This window comes from Xanthomonas sp. 3307 (genome assembly GCF_014199735.1).
Lineage (GTDB): Bacteria > Pseudomonadota > Gammaproteobacteria > Xanthomonadales > Xanthomonadaceae > Xanthomonas_A > Xanthomonas_A rydalmerensis.
The window spans coordinates 524,252-544,551 of sequence record NZ_JACHOG010000001.1 but is presented as its reverse complement, the minus strand read 5'-3'; the positions used below and the strand labels follow the sequence as shown (position 1 = coordinate 544,551).

At 67.8% G+C, this 20,300-nt stretch carries 20 protein-coding genes and 1 tRNA gene; 20 read left to right on the top strand and 1 reads right to left on the bottom strand.

The annotated features are described in order from the left end of the window. Positions 1–7: 7 nt before the first annotated feature. From trpB to GGR64_RS02270, 5 genes are all read left to right on the top strand, one after another. Complete coding sequence (trpB, locus tag GGR64_RS02290; protein WP_184643702.1) at positions 8–1,225, top strand: tryptophan synthase subunit beta; 1,218 nt, start codon at positions 8–10, stop codon at positions 1,223–1,225. 134 nt (positions 1,226–1,359) lie between these two features. After that, positions 1,360–2,163 (top strand): tryptophan synthase subunit alpha, encoded by an 804-nt coding sequence (gene trpA / locus GGR64_RS02285; RefSeq protein WP_184643700.1) that lies wholly within the window; start codon positions 1,360–1,362, stop codon positions 2,161–2,163. Positions 2,164–2,504: 341 nt separating this feature from the next. Then, a complete protein-coding gene (gene accD / locus GGR64_RS02280) occupies positions 2,505–3,395 on the top strand; it encodes an acetyl-CoA carboxylase, carboxyltransferase subunit beta (protein WP_184449314.1) in 891 nt (296 codons plus the stop codon). Between the two features lie 124 nt (positions 3,396–3,519). Continuing rightward, positions 3,520–4,863, top strand: a complete 1,344-nt coding sequence (glmM, locus tag GGR64_RS02275; RefSeq protein WP_184643698.1) for a phosphoglucosamine mutase — start codon at positions 3,520–3,522, stop codon at positions 4,861–4,863. Between the two features lie 118 nt (positions 4,864–4,981). Beyond that, a complete protein-coding gene (locus GGR64_RS02270) occupies positions 4,982–5,935 on the top strand; it encodes an isopenicillin N synthase family oxygenase (protein WP_184643696.1) in 954 nt (317 codons plus the stop codon). A gap of 96 nt (positions 5,936–6,031) precedes the next feature. Here GGR64_RS02270 and GGR64_RS02265 read toward each other — a convergent pair whose 3' ends face one another. Then, positions 6,032–6,841, bottom strand: a complete 810-nt coding sequence (locus tag GGR64_RS02265) for an SDR family NAD(P)-dependent oxidoreductase (RefSeq protein WP_184449319.1) — start codon at positions 6,839–6,841, stop codon at positions 6,032–6,034. A 112-nt stretch (positions 6,842–6,953) separates the two neighbouring features. Here GGR64_RS02265 and tpiA point away from each other — a divergent pair, with 112 nt between their 5' ends. The 15 genes from tpiA (at position 6,954) to nuoL (ending at position 20,283) form a co-directional block, all read left to right on the top strand. Next, positions 6,954–7,715, top strand: coding sequence for a triose-phosphate isomerase (gene tpiA / locus GGR64_RS02260; protein WP_184643694.1), 762 nt, complete (start codon positions 6,954–6,956; stop codon positions 7,713–7,715). Positions 7,716–7,777: 62 nt separating this feature from the next. Beyond that, entirely contained in the window at positions 7,778–8,212 is a 435-nt protein-coding gene (gene secG, locus GGR64_RS02255; RefSeq protein WP_184643692.1) for a preprotein translocase subunit SecG, read from the top strand. A 51-nt stretch (positions 8,213–8,263) separates the two neighbouring features. Further along, positions 8,264–8,348, top strand: a tRNA-Leu gene (locus GGR64_RS02250). 107 nt (positions 8,349–8,455) lie between these two features. Next, positions 8,456–8,812: an NADH-quinone oxidoreductase subunit A gene (locus GGR64_RS02245; RefSeq protein ID WP_010343005.1), complete on the top strand. Its 357-nt coding sequence runs from the start codon at positions 8,456–8,458 to the stop codon at positions 8,810–8,812. Further along, on the top strand, positions 8,803–9,357 hold the full coding sequence (locus tag GGR64_RS02240) for an NADH-quinone oxidoreductase subunit B (RefSeq protein ID WP_010343006.1): 555 nt from the start codon (positions 8,803–8,805) through the stop codon (positions 9,355–9,357). The genes GGR64_RS02245 and GGR64_RS02240 overlap by 10 nt, the downstream gene beginning before the upstream one ends. 32 nt (positions 9,358–9,389) lie before the next feature. Next, positions 9,390–10,139 carry an NADH-quinone oxidoreductase subunit C gene (locus tag GGR64_RS02235; RefSeq protein WP_184449321.1) on the top strand — a complete coding sequence of 250 codons (750 nt, stop codon included), beginning with the start codon at positions 9,390–9,392 and terminating at the stop codon, positions 10,137–10,139. Beyond that, entirely contained in the window at positions 10,136–11,443 is a 1,308-nt protein-coding gene (locus GGR64_RS02230; protein WP_184643690.1) for an NADH-quinone oxidoreductase subunit D, read from the top strand. Before GGR64_RS02235 ends, GGR64_RS02230 begins: the two co-directional genes overlap by 4 nt. Beyond that, positions 11,440–11,967, top strand: a complete 528-nt coding sequence (nuoE, locus tag GGR64_RS02225; protein WP_048489486.1) for an NADH-quinone oxidoreductase subunit NuoE — start codon at positions 11,440–11,442, stop codon at positions 11,965–11,967. Before GGR64_RS02230 ends, nuoE begins: the two co-directional genes overlap by 4 nt. Before the next feature lie 5 nt (positions 11,968–11,972). Next, positions 11,973–13,316 (top strand): NADH-quinone oxidoreductase subunit NuoF, encoded by a 1,344-nt coding sequence (nuoF, locus tag GGR64_RS02220; protein ID WP_184643688.1) that lies wholly within the window; start codon positions 11,973–11,975, stop codon positions 13,314–13,316. Further along, a complete protein-coding gene (gene nuoG, locus GGR64_RS02215) occupies positions 13,313–15,562 on the top strand; it encodes an NADH-quinone oxidoreductase subunit NuoG (protein WP_184643686.1) in 2,250 nt (749 codons plus the stop codon). The genes nuoF and nuoG overlap by 4 nt, the downstream gene beginning before the upstream one ends. Next, positions 15,559–16,650 (top strand): NADH-quinone oxidoreductase subunit NuoH, encoded by a 1,092-nt coding sequence (gene nuoH, locus GGR64_RS02210; protein WP_184643684.1) that lies wholly within the window; start codon positions 15,559–15,561, stop codon positions 16,648–16,650. Before nuoG ends, nuoH begins: the two co-directional genes overlap by 4 nt. Before the next feature lie 3 nt (positions 16,651–16,653). After that, entirely contained in the window at positions 16,654–17,142 is a 489-nt protein-coding gene (nuoI, locus tag GGR64_RS02205; RefSeq protein WP_010343013.1) for an NADH-quinone oxidoreductase subunit NuoI, read from the top strand. Positions 17,143–17,151: 9 nt separating this feature from the next. Then, the gene (locus tag GGR64_RS02200; protein ID WP_160969870.1) at positions 17,152–17,799 is read left to right on the top strand and encodes an NADH-quinone oxidoreductase subunit J; all 648 of its coding nucleotides are present in this window, start codon (positions 17,152–17,154) and stop codon (positions 17,797–17,799) included. Continuing rightward, positions 17,796–18,101 carry an NADH-quinone oxidoreductase subunit NuoK gene (gene nuoK, locus GGR64_RS02195; protein ID WP_017908131.1) on the top strand — a complete coding sequence of 102 codons (306 nt, stop codon included), beginning with the start codon at positions 17,796–17,798 and terminating at the stop codon, positions 18,099–18,101. The genes GGR64_RS02200 and nuoK overlap by 4 nt, the downstream gene beginning before the upstream one ends. Before the next feature lie 7 nt (positions 18,102–18,108). Further along, positions 18,109–20,283, top strand: coding sequence for an NADH-quinone oxidoreductase subunit L (gene nuoL, locus GGR64_RS02190; RefSeq protein ID WP_184643682.1), 2,175 nt, complete (start codon positions 18,109–18,111; stop codon positions 20,281–20,283). Positions 20,284–20,300 lie beyond the last annotated feature (17 nt).

Below are 20,300 nucleotides of genomic sequence, written 5' to 3'. Positions count from 1 at the left end.
TTGCGCCATGTTCTCTGTCCCCGTCAGCGACTTCCATGCCTATCCCGACGCCGCCGGCCATTTCGGCCGCTACGGCGGTCGTTTCGTCGCCGAGACCCTGATCGGCCCGCTGCAGGAACTCGCCGCCGCCTACGACGCCGCGCGCCAGGATCCGGCCTTCATCGCCGCCTACGACAAGGACCTGACCCACTACGTCGGCCGGCCCAGCCCGATCTACCACGCCGAGCGGCTCAGCCGCGAAGTCGGCGGCGCGCAGATCCTGCTCAAGCGCGAGGACCTGAACCACACCGGCGCGCACAAGATCAACAACACCATCGGCCAGGCGCTGCTGGCCAGCCGCATGGGCAAGACCCGCATCATCGCCGAGACCGGCGCCGGCCAGCACGGCGTGGCCAGCGCCACGGTGGCCGCGCGGCTTGGCCTGGAATGCGTGGTGTACATGGGCGCCACCGACATCGAGCGGCAGAAGATCAACGTCTACCGGATGAAGCTGCTCGGCGCCACGGTGGTGCCGGTGCATTCCGGCTCGGCCACGCTCAAGGACGCGCTCAACGAGGCGATGCGCGACTGGGTGACCAACGTGCAGGACACCTTCTACATCATCGGCACCGTCGCCGGCCCCGATCCGTACCCTCGCATGGTGCGCGACTTCAACGCCATCGTCGGCCGCGAGGCGCGCGAGCAGATGCTGCGCGACTACGGCCGCCTGCCGGATGCGATCAGCGCCTGCGTCGGCGGCGGCAGCAACGCCATCGGCCTGTTCCATGCCTTCCTCAACGACGCCGCGGTGAAGATCTACGGCGCCGAGGCCGCCGGCGACGGCATCGGCAGCGGCCGCCATGCCGCCTCGATCGCCGCCGGCCGTCCCGGTGTGCTGCACGGCAACCGCACCTACGTGATCTGCGACGACGACGGGCAGATCGTCGAGACCCATTCGGTGTCCGCCGGCCTGGACTACCCGGGCGTGGGCCCGGAGCACGCGTTCCTGGCCGACAGCGGCCGCGCCATCTACCAGGGCATCACCGACGACGAGGCGCTGGCGGCGTTCCACCTGCTGGCGCATACCGAGGGCATCCTCGCCGCGCTGGAGTCCAGCCACGCCGTGGCGCAGTCGATCAAGCTGGCGCGCGAGTTGCCCAAGGACGCGCTGGTGCTGTGCAACCTGTCCGGCCGCGGCGACAAGGACGTGCACACCATCGCCGCGCGCGAAGGGCTGACGCTGTAACGCTTTGCCCTTCTCCTGCGGGAGAAGGTGGCGCGAAGCGCCGGATGAGGGTACGGGCGCAGCCCCGTGCACTCACGTTTCCTTACCCTCACCACAACCCCTCTTCCTCCGGGAGATGGGCGCATAGGTCCCACATGAACCGCATCGCCGATACATTCGCCCGACTCGATTCCCAACGCCGCAAGGCCCTGATTCCCTTCCTCACCGCCGGCGATCCGTCGCTGGAGGCGAGCGTGCCGGCGATGCACGCGCTGGTCGAGGCGGGCGCCGACGTGATCGAACTGGGCGTGCCGTTCTCCGATCCGATGGCCGACGGCCCGACCATCCAGCGCAGTTCCGAGCGCGCGTTGGCGCGCGGCGCCGGCCTGCGTTACGTGCTGGAGACGGTCAGCACGTTCCGTCGCGACGACGCGACCACCCCGGTGGTGCTGATGGGCTACCTCAACCCGGTCGAGATCCACGGCACGGCGCGCTTCGCCGAGGAAGCGGTGGCTGCCGGCGTGGACGGCGTGCTGCTGGTCGACCTGCCGCCGGAGGAATCGGCCGAAACTCTGGCCATCTTCGCCGAGACCGGGCTGGACCTGATCGTGCTGGCCTCGCCGACCACCAGCGATGCGCGCATCGACCTGTTGTGCGATGCAGCGCGTGGTTATCTGTACTACGTCAGCTTCGCCGGCGTGACCGGCGCCGACCGCCTGGATACCCGCGCCGCCGGCGATCGCCTGCGCCAGCTGCGCGCGCGCTGCGCGGTGCCGGTTGTGGCCGGCTTTGGCATCAAGGACGCCGCCAGCGCCAAGGCCATGGCGGTCGACGCCGACGGGGTGGTGGTCGGCAGCGCGCTGGTCGCGGCGCTGGCCGAGGCGACCAGTCCGCAGGCCGCGCGCGACGCCGCCCTGGCGTTCCTGACGCCGCTGCGGCAGGCACTGGACGCGGGCTGAGCCACGCCTGGTCTGTATGCGAACGCCCGCCTTGCGCGGGCGTTCGCGTTTGCGGCGATGCCGCATCCCGCTGTCCATGCGAATCCTGCGGCGCACGCATGGCGGCTCGGATGGCGCACACGGCCGCTGGTCCGGTCCGGTCGTCGCCTGCCCAGGGTGGCTGCGGCGACGCCGCAGGTCACGCGGTGGGTGAGGCGCGACAGGGCGCCCGGCTGGCGATCCGCGCCGATGCCTGCCGGCCTGGCCGCTCCATGCGCCACCGTCTGCAGGCCAGCGGGGGACCGAGTTAGACTGTCGCCCCTCTGCGGCTCTCGCGGCCGCCCAATGGATCGTCACATCGCATGAGTTGGCTCAGCAAATTGATGCCTTCGGGCATTCGCACCGACAACACGCCCAGCAAGAAGCGCAGCGTTCCTGAAGGTTTGTGGGAGAAGTGCCCCAACTGCAGCGCCGTGCTGTACCGGCCGGAGCTGGAGGAGAACCTAGAGGTGTGCCCGAAGTGCGGCCACCACATGGCGATCCGCGCGCGCGCGCGCCTGGCTGCGTTGTTCGACGCCGACACCGCGCCGACCGAGATCGGTGCGCGCCTGGGCCCGACCGACGCGCTCAAGTTCAAGGACCAGAAGAAGTACGGCGAGCGCATCAAGGCCTCGCAGAAGAGCACCGGCGAATACGACGCGCTGGTGGCGATGCAGGGCCTGCTCAAGGGCCAGCCGCTGGTCGCGGCCTCGTTCGATTTCGCCTTCATGGGCGGCTCGATGGGCTCGGTGGTCGGCGAGCGTTTCGCCCTGGCCGCGGAGACCGCGCTGAAGATCGGCGCGCCGTTCGTGTGCTTCTCCGCCAGCGGCGGCGCGCGCATGCAGGAAGGCCTGTTCTCGCTGATGCAGATGGCCAAGACCTCGGCCGCGCTCGGTCGCCTGCGCGAAGCCGGCCTGCCGTACGTGTCGGTGCTGACCCATCCCACCACCGGTGGCGTGTCGGCCAGCTTCGCCATGCTCGGCGACATCAACATCGCCGAGCCGTACGCGCTGATCGGCTTCGCCGGCCCGCGGGTGATCGAGCAGACCGTGCGCGAGACCCTGCCGGAAGGCTTCCAGCGCTCGGAGTTCCTGCTCGAGCACGGCGCCATCGACCAGATCTGCGACCGCCGCGAACTGCGCGACCGCCTGTCCGAACTGCTGGCGCTGATGATGCGGCAGCCGACCCCGGCGAAGACGGAAGCGCTGGCATGACCAGCGCCGGGATTCGGGATGCGGGATGCGGGAATCGTGGCGCCGCGCGTGCCCGGTTCGCCGAGTTCGCTCGGATCCCGTGCGTTGAACGAATCCCGAATCCCGAATCCCGAATCCCGTTCCGATGAGCCAACGCAAATACTTCGGCACCGACGGCATCCGTGGCCGGGTCGGGCAGGGCGCGATTTCCGCCGATTTCGTGATGCGCCTGGGCAATGCGCTGGGTCGCGTGCTGGTCGCCGGCGGTACCGCACGGCCGACCGTGGTGATCGGCAAGGACACGCGCATTTCCGGCTACATGTTCGAGTCGGCGCTGGAGGCCGGGCTGGTCGCGGCCGGCGCCAACGTGCAGTTGCTCGGGCCGATGCCGACCCCGGCGGTGGCGTTCCTCACGCTCACCCTCGGCGCCGATGCCGGCATCGTCATCAGCGCCTCGCACAATCCGCACTACGACAACGGCATCAAGTTCTTTTCCGCCCACGGCGAGAAGCTCGACGACGCCACCGAGCAGGCGATCGAGGCCGCGCTGGACGCGCCGTTCGCCACGGTCGAGTCCGAGCGCCTCGGCAAGGCGATGCGCGCGCGCGAGGCGATCGGCCGCTACATCGAGTTCTGCAAGGCCAGCGTGCCGCGCGGTTTCGACCTGCGCGGGCTGAAGCTGGTGCTGGACTGCGCGCACGGCGCGACCTACCACATCGCGCCGCTGCTGTTCCGCGAACTGGGTGCGGAGGTGATCGCGATCGGCGCGGCGCCGGACGGGCTCAACATCAACGCCGGCGTCGGTTCGATGCACATCGACAACCTCGCCGCCAACGTGCGCGACCATGGCGCGCACCTGGGCATCGCCTTCGACGGCGACGGCGACCGCGTGCTGATGGCCGACGACCAGGGCAACCCGGTCGACGGCGACGGCCTGCTGTACGTGCTGGCCTGCGGCTGGCAGGCCAGTGGCCGCCTGCACGGCCCGGTGGTCGGTACGCTGATGACCAACTACGGCCTGGAACGGGCGCTGGCCGCGTTGCAGGTGCCGTTCCTGCGCGCCAAGGTCGGCGACCGCCACGTGCACCAAGCGCTGGTCGAACAGGGCGGGGTGCTCGGCGGCGAGGCCTCCGGGCACATGCTGTGCCTGGATCGCGCCACCACCGGCGACGCCATCGTCAGCGCGCTGCAGGTGCTGGAAGTGCTCAAGCGCTCGCGGCAGACCCTGCGCCAGGCGCTGGCCGGGCTGCAGAAGGTGCCGCAGCAGACGGTCAACGTGCGCCTGCAGCCGGGCGTGCGCCCGCTCGAGGCCGCCACCGTGAAGGCCGCGCTGGCCGCGGCGCAGGCCGCGGTGCAGGGGCGCGGGCGTGCCTTCCTGCGCGCCTCCGGCACCGAGCCGGTGGTGCGGGTCACGGTCGAGGCCGACGATGCCGCGTTGATGCGGCAGACCCTGGATGCGCTGGCCGAGGCGGTCCGTGACGCGGCGTGAGTCGATCGCCATTGCCCTCTTCGTGATCGTCGCCAAGGCGGTCACGTTCTACCTGCTGTATCGCCTGCTGCGCTGAGCGCGGCGTTTGTCCCCTTCTTATGAGACGACGGTTCCTGCCATGACTGCGCGCATTCCCACCCTCGACATCACCCGCTTCAGCGATCCTTCCAGTGCGCGCGACCGCGACGCCTTCGTCGCCGAACTGGGCGCGGCCTACCGCGAGTGGGGCTTCGCCGGCATCCGCAACCACGGTATCGCCCAGGCGCAGATCGACGCGGCCTACGACGTGTTCAAGGCGTTCTTCGCCCTGCCCGAAGAGACCAAGCGCCAGTACCACCTGCCCGGCAGCGGCGGCGCGCGCGGCTACACCGCCTTCGGCGTGGAGACCGCCAAGGACTCCAAGCATTTCGACCTGAAGGAGTTCTGGCACATCGGCCGCGAGATCGCCGACGACTCCCCGTACCGCGCGGTGATGCCGCCGAACCTGTGGCCGAGCGAGGTGCCCGGCTTCCGCACCCACGGCTACGGCCTGTACCAGGCGCTGGACCAGCTCGGCGCGCGCGTGCTGTCGGCGCTGGCCCTGCACATCGGCCTGCCCGAGCACTACTTCGTCGACAAGACCGATTCGGGCAACTCGATCCTGCGCCCGATCCACTACCCGCCGATCACCGCCGACGACATCCCCAACGTGCGCGCCGGCGCCCATGAGGACATCAACCTGATCACCCTGCTGGTCGGCGCCAGCGCCGCCGGCCTGGAAGTGAAGTCCAAGCAGGGCGAGTGGGTGCCGTTCACCTCCGACGCCGACACCATCGTGGTCAACATCGGCGACATGCTGCAGCGCCTGACCAACCACGTGTATCCCTCGACCACCCACCGCGTGGTCAACCCGCCGGGCGAGCAGGCACGCCAGCCGCGCTACTCGGTGCCGTTCTTCCTGCACCCGAACCCGGACTTCGTGATCGACGTGCTGCCGTCCTGCGTCAGCACCGACAACCCCAGCCGCTATCCCGAGCCGATCACCGCGCAGGGCTATCTGGAAGAGCGGTTGCGCGAAATCAAGCTGAAGTGAGGCGGGGATTCGGGAGTCGGGATTGGGGATTCGCAAAAGCGGACCCCGCGCGGGGTGGCAGATCGCGGGTACGCCGCTTTTGCCAATCCCGAATCCCTAATCCCCAATCCCAGCATTTCTGATCCGTCCCGAGCCCCGACCCATCAGCCGCAGCAACAAGGCATTGGGCAGTAGCGCGGTCAGGCCGAGCAGGGCGCGGTAGACCGCGCCGGGGACCACCCGCACCTTGCCGCGTTCAGCGCCGTCGATGCCGGCGCGGGCCACCGCGGCGGTCTGCAGCCAGATCCAGCGCGGTAGCGCGTTCATCTGTTCGCGGTTGCCGGTGACGTCGTGGAACTCGGACCAGGTGAAGCCGGGGCACAGCGCGCAGACGCCGACCCCGCGGTCGGCGTTCTCCAGGGCCAGCGATTCGCTGAAGCGCAGCATGAAGCTCTTCGCCGCCGCGTACAGGGTGTGGCCGTCGGCGCCGGGGACCAGGGCGGCGAACGAGGCGACATTGAGGATGCGGCCGTGGCCGCTGGCGCGCAGCGCCGGCAGCAGCCGCCAGGTCAGTTCGCACACGGCGCCGACCATCACCTGCAGGAACGCCGCGTGCACCGCCCAGTCCTGGGCGATGTAGCGGCCGGGCACGCCGTAGCCGGCGTTGTTGACCAGGATCCGCACCGCCAGCCCGCGCCGTTCGATCTCGGCCACCAGTGCGGCCGGCGCGGCCGGATCGGCCAGGTCGGCGACCAGTACCTCCACCGGCACCTGCGGCCGTAGTTCGGCGGCCAGCGCCTGCAACTGTGCCTCGCGGCGCGCGGTCAGGATCAGCGGCACGCCGCGGCGGGCGTATTCGCGGGCGATCTCGCGGCCGATGCCGCTGGAGGCGCCGGTGATCAGGGCGTAGCCGGGGAGGTGGGGCATGGCGGTCTCTGGCATGGAGCAGGCGGCGGGGAGGGCGGGGCGGCGGGGACGATGCCTGCCCTTGGCGGCGCATCGGCTATCCTCTCGGCACTTTTTCGCCGGAGATGCGCCGATGCGACGCAAGATCGTAGCCGGAAACTGGAAGTTGCATGGCACCCGCCACTTCGCTGCCGCCCTGGTGCGGGAGATCGTCGCCGGGCTGCACGCGGCCGAGCACGAGGTGGAGGTGGTGATTTTGCCGCCGCTGCCGTACCTGGGCGACCTGATTGAGCATTTCGAGGACCGGCTGCTGCGCTTCGGCGCGCAGGACGTCAGCAGCAACGAGAAGGGCGCCTATACCGGCGAGGTGTCGGCGGCGATGCTGGTCGACGTGGGCGCCGACTACGGCCTGGTCGGGCATTCGGAGCGGCGCCAGTACCATCAGGAGAGCAGCGAACTGGTCGCGCGCAAGTTCGCCGCCGCCCTGCACGCCGGGCTGGTCCCGATCCTGTGCGTGGGCGAGACCCTGGAACAGCGCGAAGCCGGGCGCACCGAGGCGGTCATCGCCGCGCAACTGGCGCCGGTGCTGGATCTGGTCGGTGCCGAAGGCTTCGCCCGGGCCGTGGTGGCCTACGAGCCGGTCTGGGCGATCGGCACCGGCCGCACCGCCAGCCCGGCGCAGGCGCAGGCGGTGCATGCGTTCATCCGTGGCGAAGTGGCGGCCCGCGATGCTAGAATCGCCGATTCGTTGCCGATCCTGTATGGCGGCAGCGTCAAGCCCGACAACGCGGCCGAGCTGTTCGCACAGCCGGATGTCGATGGCGGGCTGGTAGGCGGCGCCTCGCTGGTCGCTGCGGAATTTCTGGCCATCGTGCGAGCGGCGGCCGCCTGTTGAGCGAACGGCTGCCGGTGGCGGCCGTTCGTCCCCCAAGTCGTACTGTCCGGACGGATTTCGAAATGCTGATGGTCATCCTCAATGTGGTCTACGTGCTGGTGGCGATCGCGATGATCGCGCTGATCCTGATGCAGCGCGGCGCCGGTGCGGCGGCGGGTTCCGGGTTCGGCGCCGGCGCGTCCGGCACGGTGTTCGGATCGCGCGGCGCGTCCAACTTCCTGTCCAAGTCGACCAAGTGGCTGGCGGTGGTGTTCTTCGCCATCAGCCTGTTCATGGCCTGGTACGCCGGCCACAGTGCGCGTCCGGCCGACGCCAACCTGGGCGTGATGTCGCAGTCCGCCACCCCGGCCCCGGCCGCGCCGGCCGGCGAGTTGTCGGTCCCGCAGGCGCCGTCGGCCGCCGCTGCGGCTCCGGCGGCGCCCGCCGCCGCCCCGGCTGCCCAGCAGGCGCCGGAAAAAGCGCAACAAAAGTCGCCTGCCCCGTCGCAGAAAGACTGAAGACGGTTACAATATGCTGCGCGGCGGGATTGCCGCGCAGGTTTTACGCAAGCCCAGGTGGCGGAATTGGTAGACGCACTACCTTGAGGTGGTAGCGACTTAGGTCGTAGGGGTTCGAGTCCCCTCTTGGGCACCATTGTTTGGCTACGGTTTCTGCGCAAGGGCGTCACGCCTCTGTCCGGAGAATCGTCTATCCCATGCCTGCGCGGCACGCGCGCGGGCACAGGCAAGAGAGAATTGCGAGTGCTGGCCGAATATTTGCCGACCCTGCTGTTTCTGATCGTGGCCACCGGTATCGGCGTCGCGCTGATGCTGGTGGGGCGCTTCCTCGGTCCCCGGCGTCCCGACCTGAAGAAGCTCTCGCCGTACGAGTGCGGCTTCGAGGCCTTCGAGGACGCGCGCATGAAGTTCGACGTGCGCTACTACCTGATCGCCATCCAGTTCATCGTCTTCGATCTGGAAATCATCTTCATCGTGCCGTGGACGCAGGTGTTCATGGACCTGGGCGCTCGCTCCCTGGTCACCATGGGCCTGTTCGTCGGCATGTTGTTCCTCGGTTTTGTCTACGTGTGGAAGAAGGGAGCGCTGGAATGGGAGTGATTCAGACCCTGGATCGCCTGATGACCAACCCGATCCCGGAAGGGCGGGTGGACGACATCCTGCGTCCCGAAGGCGAGAACCCGCTGCTGGAAAAGGGCTACGTCACCACCAGCGTCGACGCGCTGCTGAACTGGGCGCGCACCGGCTCGATGTGGCCGATGACCTTCGGCCTGGCCTGCTGCGCGGTCGAGATGATGCACGCCGGCGCCGCGCGCCTGGACCTGGACCGCTACGGCGTGGTGTTCCGCCCGTCGCCGCGCCAGTCCGACGTGATGATCGTCGCCGGCACCCTGGTCAACAAGATGGCCCCGGCGCTGCGCAAGGTCTACGACCAGATGCCGGATCCGAAGTGGGTCATCTCGATGGGCAGCTGCGCCAACGGCGGCGGCTACTACCATTACTCGTATTCGGTGGTGCGCGGTTGCGACCGCATCGTGCCGGTGGACGTCTATGTCCCCGGTTGCCCGCCGACCGCCGAGGCCCTGGTCTACGGCATCTTGCAGTTGCAGAAGAAGATCTGGCGAACCCAGACCATCGCGCGCTGATTCCTCTTTCCTCGAGAGCACGCCAAGCCCCCATGGCAGAGCAAGCATCTTCCTTTAGCGACCGACTCGGCGCCCGTTTCCCCGGCAGCCAGGTCTTCGTGGCCCTTCCGCGCGGCGAAGTCACCCTGGAAGTGCCGGCCGACGCCTGGCACGCCACCTGCCTGGCGCTGCGCGACGAGTTCGGTTTCGAACAGCTGTCCGACCTGTGTGGCGTGGACTACCTGGGCTACGGCAGCGACGAGTGGGATACCTCGGACGTGTCCTCGCACGGCTTCAGCCGCGGCGTCGAAGGCAAGGCCGTGGGCCGTTTCGCCTGGGGCGAGTTTCCCAGTGGCGAGGCCGCCGGCGGCGCCCAGCCGTTGCCGGTCCCGCAGCAGCGCTACGCGGTGCTGGCGCAGCTGATCTCCTACCGCCACAACCAGCGCCTGCGCGTGCGTTGCTACGCGCCGAACGAAGACCTGCCGGTGGTGGCCTCGGTCACCGACATCTGGCCGGGCGCGAACTGGTTCGAGCGCGAGGCGTTCGACCTGTTCGGCGTGGTGTTCTCCGGTCACCCGGACCTGCGCCGCATCCTCACCGACTACGGCTTCGTCGGTCATCCGTTCCGCAAGGATTTCCCGCTGATCGGCAACGTCGAAGTGCGCTACGACGAAGAGAAGCAGCGCGTGATCTACGAGCCGGTGACCTCGGTGGAGCCGCGTGTGGGCGTGCCGCGCGTGATCCGCGACGATGCGCGCTACCAGACCGCGGCGGGCGAAGCACAGAAGGAGTCCGCCAAGTGAGCGAGTACCACCAGGCGCACGACGGGTTCGCCAGCAATCCTGCAGAAGCCAAGCAGGAGATCCGCAACTACACGATGAACTTCGGCCCGCAGCATCCGGCCGCGCACGGCGTGCTGCGCCTGATCCTGGAGATGGATGGCGAGACCGTGGTCCGCGCCGATCCGCACATCGGCCTGCTGCACCGTGGCACCGAGAAGCTGGCCGAGTCCAAACCGTTCAACCAGTCGATCGGCTACATGGATCGCTTGGACTACGTGTCGATGATGTGCAACGAGCACGCCTACGTGCGCGCGATCGAGACCCTGATGGGGATCGAGGCGCCGGAGCGTGCGCAGTACATCCGCACCATGTTCGACGAAATCACCCGCATCCTGAACCACCTGATGTGGGTCGGCTCCAACGGCCTGGATCTGGGCGCGATGGCGGTGATGCTGTACGCGTTCCGCGAGCGCGAAGAGCTGATGGATGTGTACGAGGCGGTGTCGGGCGCGCGCATGCACGCGACCTACTACCGTCCGGGCGGCGTCTACCGCGACCTGCCGGACCGCATGCCGAAATACCAGGAGTCGCGCTGGCACAAGGGCAATGCGCTGAAGCGGCTCAATGCCGCGCGCGAAGGCTCGATGCTCGACTTCCTGGAAGACTTCACCAACACCTTCCCGGGCCGCGTCGACGAGTACGAGACCCTGCTCACCGACAACCGCATCTGGAAGCAGCGCACCGTCGGCATCGGCGTGGTCACTCCGGAGCAGGCCTATGGCTGGGGCATGACCGGGGTGATGCTGCGCGGCTCGGGCATCGCCTGGGATCTGCGCAAGAAGCAGCCGTACGCCAAGTACGACAGCGTCGATTTCGACATTCCGCTCGGCACCCACGGCGACTGCTACGACCGCTATCTGGTGCGCGTGGCCGAGATGCGCGAGTCCAACCGCATCATCAAGCAGTGCGTGCAGTGGCTGAAGGCCAACCCGGGCCCGGTCATGGTCGAGAACTTCAAGGTGGCGCCGCCCAAGCGCGCCGACATGAAGGACGACATGGAAGCGCTGATCCACCACTTCAAGCTGTTCAGCGAAGGCTACTGCGTGCCGGCCGGCGAGACATACTGCGCGGTCGAAGCGCCGAAGGGCGAGTTCGGCTGCTACCTGATGTCCGACGGCGCCAACAAGCCGTTCCGCGTGCACCTGCGCGCGCCGGGCTTCGCCCATCTGTCGTCGATGGATGCGATCGTGCGCGGCCACATGCTGGCCGACGTGGTGGCGATGATTGGTACCTATGATCTGGTGTTTGGTGAGGTCGACCGATGAAGGCGACAGGTAATTTCGAAGCGGCGCGCGACGTCGATCCGATGGTGGTGCTGAGCGACAAGACGCGCGCGCACATCGATCACTGGCTGGCCAAGTTCCCGCCGGACCGCAAGCGCTCGGCGGTGCTGCAGGGCTTGCACGCGGCGCAGGAACAGAACCAGGGCTGGCTGACCGACGAGTTGATCGCCGGCGTGGCCAAGTACCTGGAACTGCCGCCGGTGTGGGCCTACGAGGTCGCCAGCTTCTACTCGATGTTCGAGACCGAGAAGGTCGGCCGCAACAACGTCGCGTTCTGCACCAACATCAGCTGCTGGCTCAACGGTGCCGAGGACCTGGTCGCGCACGCCGAGAAGAAGCTCGGCTGCAAGCTGGGCCAGTCCACCGCCGACGGTCGCGTCTACCTCAAGCGCGAGGAAGAATGCCTGGCCGGTTGCGCCGGCGCGCCGATGATGGTCATCAACGGCCACTACCACGAGCATCTGACCAAGGACAAGGTCGACGAATTGCTGGACGGGTTGGAGTAACGGCAATGGCACAGCATCCCCACGCTCCCACCGGTCCGGTCGGCCCCGCGCCGCAGCCGCACCAGGTGGTGTACACCACGCTGCACTACGACACCCCGTGGTCCTACGAAAGCTACCTGAAGACCGGTGGCTACGCTGCGCTGCGCAAGATCCTCGAAGAGAAGATCCCGCCGGAGCAGGTGATCGAGATGGTCAAGCAGTCGAACCTGCGCGGCCGCGGCGGCGCAGGTTTCCCGACCGGCCTGAAGTGGTCGTTCATGCCCAAGGGTGCGCCGCAGAAGTACATCCTGTGCAACTCGGACGAGTCCGAGCCCGGCACCTGCAAGGACCGCGACATCCTGCGCTACAACCCGCATTCGGTGGTGGAGGGCATGGCCATCGCCTGCTACGCCACTGGCTCCACCGTGGGCTACAACTACCTGCGCGGCGAGTTCCACCACGAGCCGTTCGAGAACTTCGAGCAGGCCCTGGCCGATGCCTACGCCAATGGCTGGCTGGGCAAGGACATCCTCGGCAGCGGCATCGACATCGACATCTACGGCGCGCTGGGCGCCGGTGCCTACATCTGCGGCGAAGAGACCGCGCTGATGGAGTCGCTGGAAGGCAAGAAGGGCCAGCCGCGCTACAAGCCGCCGTTTCCGGCCAACTTCGGCCTGTACGGCAAGCCGTCGACGATCAACAACACCGAGACCTACGCCTCGGTGCCGGCGATCATCCGCAACGGCCCGGAATGGTTCCTGGGGCTGAGCAAGACCAAGAACGGCGGCCCGAAGATCTTTTCGGTCTCCGGCTGCGTGCAGAAGGGCGGCAACTTCGAGGTGCCGCTGGGCACCACCTTCGACGAACTGCTGGAGATGGCCGGCGGGCTGAAGCCGGGCCGCACCCTCAAGGGCGCGATCCCGGGCGGCGTGTCGATGCCGGTGCTGAAGGCCGAGCAGCTCAAGGGCCTGCAGATGGACTACGACACGCTGCGCGCGCTGGGCACCGGCCTGGGTTCTGGCGCGATCGTGGTGCTGGACGACAGCGTCTGCTGCGTGAAGTTCGCCTGCCGCATCTCGCAGTTCTTCCACAAGGAGTCCTGCGGCCAGTGCACCCCGTGCCGCGAAGGCACCGGCTGGATGCACCGCGTGCTGGAGCGCATCGTCGCCGGCAAGGCGACGATGGAAGACCTGCACCAGCTGCGCACCGTCGCCGGGCAGATCGAAGGCCACACCATCTGCGCCTTCGGCGAGGCGGCGGCCTGGCCGATCCAGGGCTTCCTGCGCCAGTTCTGGGACGAATTCGAGTACTACATCGTCAACGGTCATTCGATGGTTGACGGCAAGAAGGTGGAGGCAGCCGCCGCATGAGCGCGCAACCCAACAATCCCGGCGCGACCCCCGCGGTCGTGCCGGAAGGCCATGTGACCGTCGAGATCGACGGCCAGTCGCTGGTCGTGCCGAAGGGCTCGATGATCATCCAGGCCGCCGACAAGGCCGGCATTCCGATCCCGCGCTTCTGCTACCACGAGAAGCTGCCGATCGCGGCCAACTGCCGCATGTGCCTGGTCGACGTCGAGAAGTCGCCCAAGCCGTCGCCGGCCTGCGCCACGCCGGTCATGGACGGCATGAAGGTGCAGACCCGCAGCGACAAGGCGCTGAAGTACCAGCGCAGCGTCATGGAATTCCTGCTGATCAACCATCCGCTGGACTGCCCGATCTGCGATCAGGGCGGCGAGTGCGAGTTGCAGGACGTCTCGCTGGGCTATGGCCGCTCGGTCAGCCGCTTCAACGAGCGCAAGCGCGTGGTGCCGGACGAGGACATCGGGCCGCTGGTCGCCACCGAGATGACCCGCTGCATCCAGTGCACGCGCTGCGTGCGCTTCACCGCTGACATCGCCGGCACCTACGAGCTGGGCGGCATGTACCGCGGCGAAAACCTGCAGATCGGCACCTACGACGGCAAGCCGCTGACCACCGAGCTGTCCGGCAACGTGGTCGACGTGTGCCCGGTGGGCGCGCTGACCAACAAGGTGTTCCAGTTCCGTGCGCGCCCCTGGGAACTGGTGGCGCGCGAGTCGCTGGGCTACCACGACGCGATGGGCTCCAACCTGTTCCTGCACGTGCGCCGCGGCGAAGTGCTGCGCACCGTGCCGCGCGACAACGAAGCGGTCAACGAGTGCTGGCTGTCCGACCGCGACCGCTACTCGCACCAGGGCCTGTACGCCGAGGACCGCGCCCTGCGGCCGATGCGCAAGGTCGACGGGCAGTGGCGCGAGGTGTCGTGGGCCGAAGGGCTGTCCGCTGCGAGCGAGATCCTCAAGGCCAACCGTGGCGACGCGCTGGGCGTGCTCGCGCATCCGTCCACCTCCAACGAGGAGGGCGCGCTGCTGGCGCGCCTGGCCGAGGGCCTGGACAGCGGCAACCTCGATCACCGCGTGTACAACCGCGACTTCTCCGATGCCGCGCTGGCCGAGCCGTTCGCGCTGCCGCTGGCGGAGATCGAGCAGGCCGACGTGGTGGTGATCCTGGGCAGCAACCTGCGCCATGAACTGCCGCTGCTGCATGCACGCCTGCGCAAGGCGCGGATGCAGCGCCAGACCAAGGTGTATTCGATCAATCCGGTCGATTTCGACGTGGCCTTCGACCAGGCCGGCCGCCAGATCGTGGCGCCGTCGAAGTTCGCCGAAGCGCTGGCCGATGGCGCGCTGCGCGAAGCGGTGCAGGGTGCCGGCCGTGCGGTGCTGATCGTCGGCGCGCTGGTGGAGAACCATCCGCAGGCCGCCGCGCTGCGTGCGGCTGCGCGCGACTTCGCCGCCGCCACCGGCGCGGCGCTGTGCCGCATCCCGCAGGGCGCCAACGCGCTCGGCTTGTCGCGCTACGGCGTGTTGCCGCGCGGCCGCAACGCCGCGGCGATGCTGGCCGAACCGCGCAGCGCCTACGTGCTGTACGGCTTGGAGCCGGGGCTGGACTTCGCCGACGCCGCCGCCGCGCGCAGCGCGCTGGCCGGCGCCAAGGTGGTGGCGTTCAGCCATTTCGCCTGCGCTTCCACCCGCGACGTGGCCGACGTGATCCTGCCGATCGGCGCGCTGCCGGAAATCGAGGCGACGCTGACCAACCTCAACGGCAGCGACCAGCGCACCCGCGCCGGTGGCAAGCTGCCGGGCGAGGCCCGCGAGGGCTGGCGCGTGCTGCGCGCGCTCGGCGGCGAGCTGGGCCTGCAGGGCTTCGAGTTCATCGACCTGGCCGGGCTGCGCGATGGCCTGCAGCCGCGCGAAGTCGCCGCGGCAAGCTCGGCGCAGCCGGCGCGCCAGGACGAGGGCCTGGAACTGGCCGCCAGTCCGGCGATCTACCGCACCGATGCGGTGGTGCGCCGCGCGCAGGCGCTGCAGCAGCACCCGCTGAACCGCGCGCCGAGCATTGCGCTGCATCCGGACGAGGCGGCGCGCTTGGGCCTGAGCGACGGACAGATGGTCAAGGTCGGCACCGCGGCGGGTAGCGCCACGTTGCCGCTGGCGACGGACAAGCGGGTCGCGCCGGGCGCGGCCTGGATCGAAACGGGCCACGGCGCGACCGCGCCGCTGGGCGCCGGTCGGGTGACGGTGGTGGCTGCATGAACGAGATGCTGTTGAACGTGGTCGACCCGCTGCACCAGTGGTTCCTCGGCCTGGGCGCCCTCGGCGTGGTCCTGTGGATCGTGCTGAAGATCCTGCTGATCGCCATGCCGGTGATCATCTCGGTGGCGTTCTACGTGGTCTGGGAGCGCAAGCTGATCGGCTGGATGCACGTGCGCCACGGGCCGATGTACGTGGGCATGGGCATCTTCCAGGCCTTCGCCGATGTCTTCAAGCTGCTGTTCAAGGAAATCATCCAGCCCAGCAGCTCGCACAAGGCGATGTTCGTGATCGCGCCGCTGATCACCCTGGCGCCGGCCTTCGCCGCCTGGGCGGTGGTGCCGTTCGACGCCAAGCTGGTGCTGTCCAACGCCAACGCCGGCCTGCTGTACCTGCTGGCGATGACCTCGCTGGGCGTGTACGGCATCATCCTCGCCGGCTGGGCGTCCAACTCCAAGTACGCCTTCCTCGGCGCGATGCGCTCGGCGGCGCAGGTGGTCAGCTACGAGATCGCGATGGGCTTCGCCCTGGTCGGTGTGATGATCGCCGCCGGCAGCCTGAACCTGAGCACGATCGTGCAGGCGCAGGCCGGCAGCTCCGGGTTCTTCAGCTGGTTCCTGATCCCGCTGTTCCCACTGTTCATCGTGTACTGGGTGTCCGGCGTGGCCGAGACCAACCGCGCGCCGTTCGACGTGGTCGAAGGCGAGTCGGAAATCGTCGCCGGCCACATGGTCGAGTATTCGGGCGGTGCGTTCGCGCTGTTCTTCCTGGCCGAATACGCCAACATGATCCTGGTCAGCTTCCTGGTCTCGATCTTCTTCCTGGGCGGCTGGCTGAGCCCGATCCAGGGCTGGGTCACCGCGGACGTGTCGCCGTGGGTCAACTGGATCTGGACCGGCGGCTGGCCGTGGCTGCTGATGAAGGTGCTGTTCTTCGCCAGCGCGTACATCTGGTTCCGCGCCAGCTTCCCGCGCTACCGCTACGACCAGATCATGCGCCTGGGCTGGAAGGTGTTCATTCCGTTGACGATCGTGTGGATCGCGGTGACGGCATTGATGGTGTTCTACGGTGTGATCCACAGGGGTGTGTAAGCGATGAATAAAGTCACCCATTACTTCAAGAGCCTGTTGCTGCTCGAGCTGCTCGGCGGCCTGTGGCTGACCTTGAAGTACACGTTCCGTCCCAAGTACACCGTGCTGTACCCGATGGAGAAGTTCCCGCAGTCGCCGCGCTTCCGCGGCCTGCACGCGCTGCGCCGCTATCCCAACGGCGAAGAGCGTTGCATCGCCTGCAAGCTGTGCGAGGCGGTGTGCCCGGCGCTGGCGATCACCATCGACTCGACCAAGCGCGAGGACGGCACCCGCCGCACCACCCGCTACGACATCGACCTGTTCAAGTGCATCTACTGCGGCTTCTGCGAGGAAAGCTGCCCGGTGGATTCGATCGTGGAGACCCAGGTGCTGGAGTACCACTTCGAGAAGCGCGGCGAGAACATCGTCACCAAGCCGCAGTTGCTGGCGATCGGAGACCGGCTCGAGGCCGAGATCGCCGAGCGCCGTGCTGCCGACGCTCCCTTCCGCTGAGGTTCCGAAATGGATTGGGTCAATATCGCTTTCTGGATCTTCGCCACCATCGCCGCGGTCGCCGCCGGCGCGGTGATCAGCGTGCGCAACCCCGTGTACGCGGTGCTGTGCCTGATCCTGACGTTCTTCTCCATCGCCTGCGTGTGGCTGCTGGTGGGCGCCGAATTCCTCGGCGTGACCCTGGTGCTGGTCTACGTCGGCGCGGTGATGGTGCTGTTCCTGTTCGTGGTGATGATGCTGGACATCGACACCGCCCGCATGCGCGAAGGCTGGGTGCGCTACCTGCCGGTCGGCCTGGTGGTCGCGGTGGCGATGCTGGTGCAGATGGTCACCCTGATCGGCGTGAAGGCGCGCAGTGCGGCGCCGTTCCCGGCCGACAACGCCGCGGCCCAGGCCGCCGACACCTCCAACATCACCTGGCTGGCCAAGACCCTGTTCACCCAGTTCCTGCTGCCGTTCGAGTTCGCCGCGATCATCCTGACCGTGGCGGTCGTCGCTGCGGTGATGCTGACGCTGCGCAAGCGCACCGGCATCAAGACCCAGAACCCGGGCGAGCAGTCGCGGGTCAAGGCCAGCGACCGCCTGCGCATCGTCAAGATGGACGCCGAAAAGCCCACGCTCCACACTCCGCCGGCATCGCAGGAGGGCCAGCCATGATCTCCCTAGGCCATCTGCTGGCGCTCGGCGCGGTGCTGTTCTGCATCGCCCTGGCCGGCATCTTCCTCAACCGCAAGAACGTCATCGTGCTGCTGATGTCGATCGAGCTGATGCTGTTGTCGGTCAACATCAACTTCGTCGCCTTCTCGCGCGAGCTTGGCGACGCCGCCGGCCAGTTGTTCGTGTTCTTCATCCTGACCGTGGCCGCGGCCGAAGCCGCCATCGGCCTCGCGATCCTGGTGACGCTGTTCCGTACCCGCCACACGATCAACGTGGCCGAAGTCGATTCGCTGAAGGGCTGACCTGCAGATGGAAATTACGCTCTCCAAGAGTCTGCTGATCGCGGTGGTGCTGGCCCCGCTGGTCGGCAGCATCATCGCCGGCCTGTTCGGCCGTCAGGTCGGTCGCAAGGGCGCACAGTTCGCCACCATCCTCGGCGTGGCGGTCAGTTGCGCGCTGTCGTGCTGGACCCTGTACCAGTTGGTCGGGCAGGGCGCCTCGCCGTTCAACCAGAACCTCTACACCTTCTTCGAGGTCGGCCACTATTCGGCCCACGTCGGCTTCATGGTCGATCGCCTGACCGCGATGATGATGGTGGTGGTGACCTTCGTGTCGCTGCTGGTGCACATCTACACCATCGGCTACATGGCCGACGATCCGGGCTACCAGCGCTTCTTCAGCTACATCTCGCTGTTCACCTTCTCGATGCTGAGCCTGGTGATGAGCAACAACTTCCTGCAGCTGTTCTTCGGCTGGGAAGCGGTGGGCTTGGTGTCGTACCTGCTGATCGGGTTCTGGTTCAAGCGCCCGACCGCGGTGTTCGCCAACATGAAGGCGTTCCTGGTCAACCGCGTCGGCGATTTCGGCTTCATCCTCGGCATCGCCGGCGTGCTGCTGTGGTTCGGCACGCTGGACTACGCCAGCGTGTTCGCCAACGCCACCGCGGTGCTGGGCAGCGACGCCGCCGGCGGCCTGGCTCAGGTGCAGCTGTTCCAGGGCCATGCCTGGAACGTCTCCACCATCATCTGCGTGTGCCTGTTCATCGGCGCCATGGGCAAGTCGGCGCAGGTGCCGCTGCATGTGTGGCTGCCGGACTCGATGGAAGGCCCGACCCCGATCTCGGCGCTGATCCATGCCGCGACCATGGTCACCGCCGGCATCTTCATGGTGGCGCGCATGTCGCCGCTGTTCGAGTTGTCGCAGACCGCGCTGAACTTCGTGCTGTTCATCGGTGCCACCACCGCGTTCTTCACCGGCCTGATCGGCATCGTGCAGAACGACATCAAGCGCGTGGTCGCCTACTCGACGTTGTCGCAGCTGGGCTACATGACCGTGGCGCTGGGCGTGTCGGCGTACTCGGCGGCGGTGTTCCACCTGATGACCCACGCCTTCTTCAAGGCGCTGCTGTTCCTGGCGGCCGGCTCGGTGATCATCGGCATGCACCACGAGCAGGACATGCGCAAGATGGGCGGCCTGCGCAAGTACATGCCGATCACCTACTGGACCAGCGTGATCGGCACCCTGGCGCTGGTCGGCACCCCCTTCTTTGCCGGCTTCTATTCCAAGGACACCATCATCGAGGCGGCCCAGCACCACGCCGAGGGTGCGCCGTTCTGGAGCATCGCCAGCTACGGCTACTGGGCCGTGCTGGGCGGCGTGCTGATTACCAGCTTCTACAGCTTCCGCTTGCTGTTCCTGACCTTCCACGGCCAGGAGCGCTTCCGCGATGCGCATGCGCACGACGTGCACGCCCACCACGACAGCGCCCACACCGATGCAGAGGCGCAATCCCACGCACACGATGCGCACGACGCGCATGCGCATGACGACCACCACGGTCATCATGGCGCGCACGAACCGCACGAGTCGCCGTGGGTGGTGACGGTGCCGCTGATCCTGCTGGCGATCCCGTCGATCGCGATCGGCTTCTTCACCATCGGCCCGATGCTGTTCGGTACCGACTGGGCAGGGCACCATGCCGCGGCGGCGATCAAGGGCCAGGCGGTCAGCTTCTTCACCGGCATCGTCGATTTCTACGATCCGGCACGCGACACCGTCGGCGCGCTGGCCGAGGAGTTCCATGGCCCGGTCGCGTTCGCCTTGCACGGCCTGACCCAACCGCCGTTCTTCCTCACCCTGGCCGGTTTCGCCCTGGCCTGGATCCTGTACCTGTGGAAGCCGGAACTGGCGGCGAAGGCGCGCAAGACCTTCTCGGTGCCGGTGTGGATCCTTGAGAACAAGTACGGTTTCGACAAGCTCTGGATCGGCGGTTTCGCCGGCGGCGGCGTGCGCCTGGGCAAGGTGTCGCGCGCGGTGGATACGCATGTCGTGGACGGCGTCATGGTCAACGGCACCGCACGCGTGATCGACCTGGCGGCCAACCTGCTGCGTCGCACGCAATCCGGTTTCCTCTATCACTACGCCTTCGCGATGATCGTCGGTCTCATTGCCCTGCTGGGCGTGCTGATGCATTTCTGGCGTTGACCTGTACGGAATAAGAA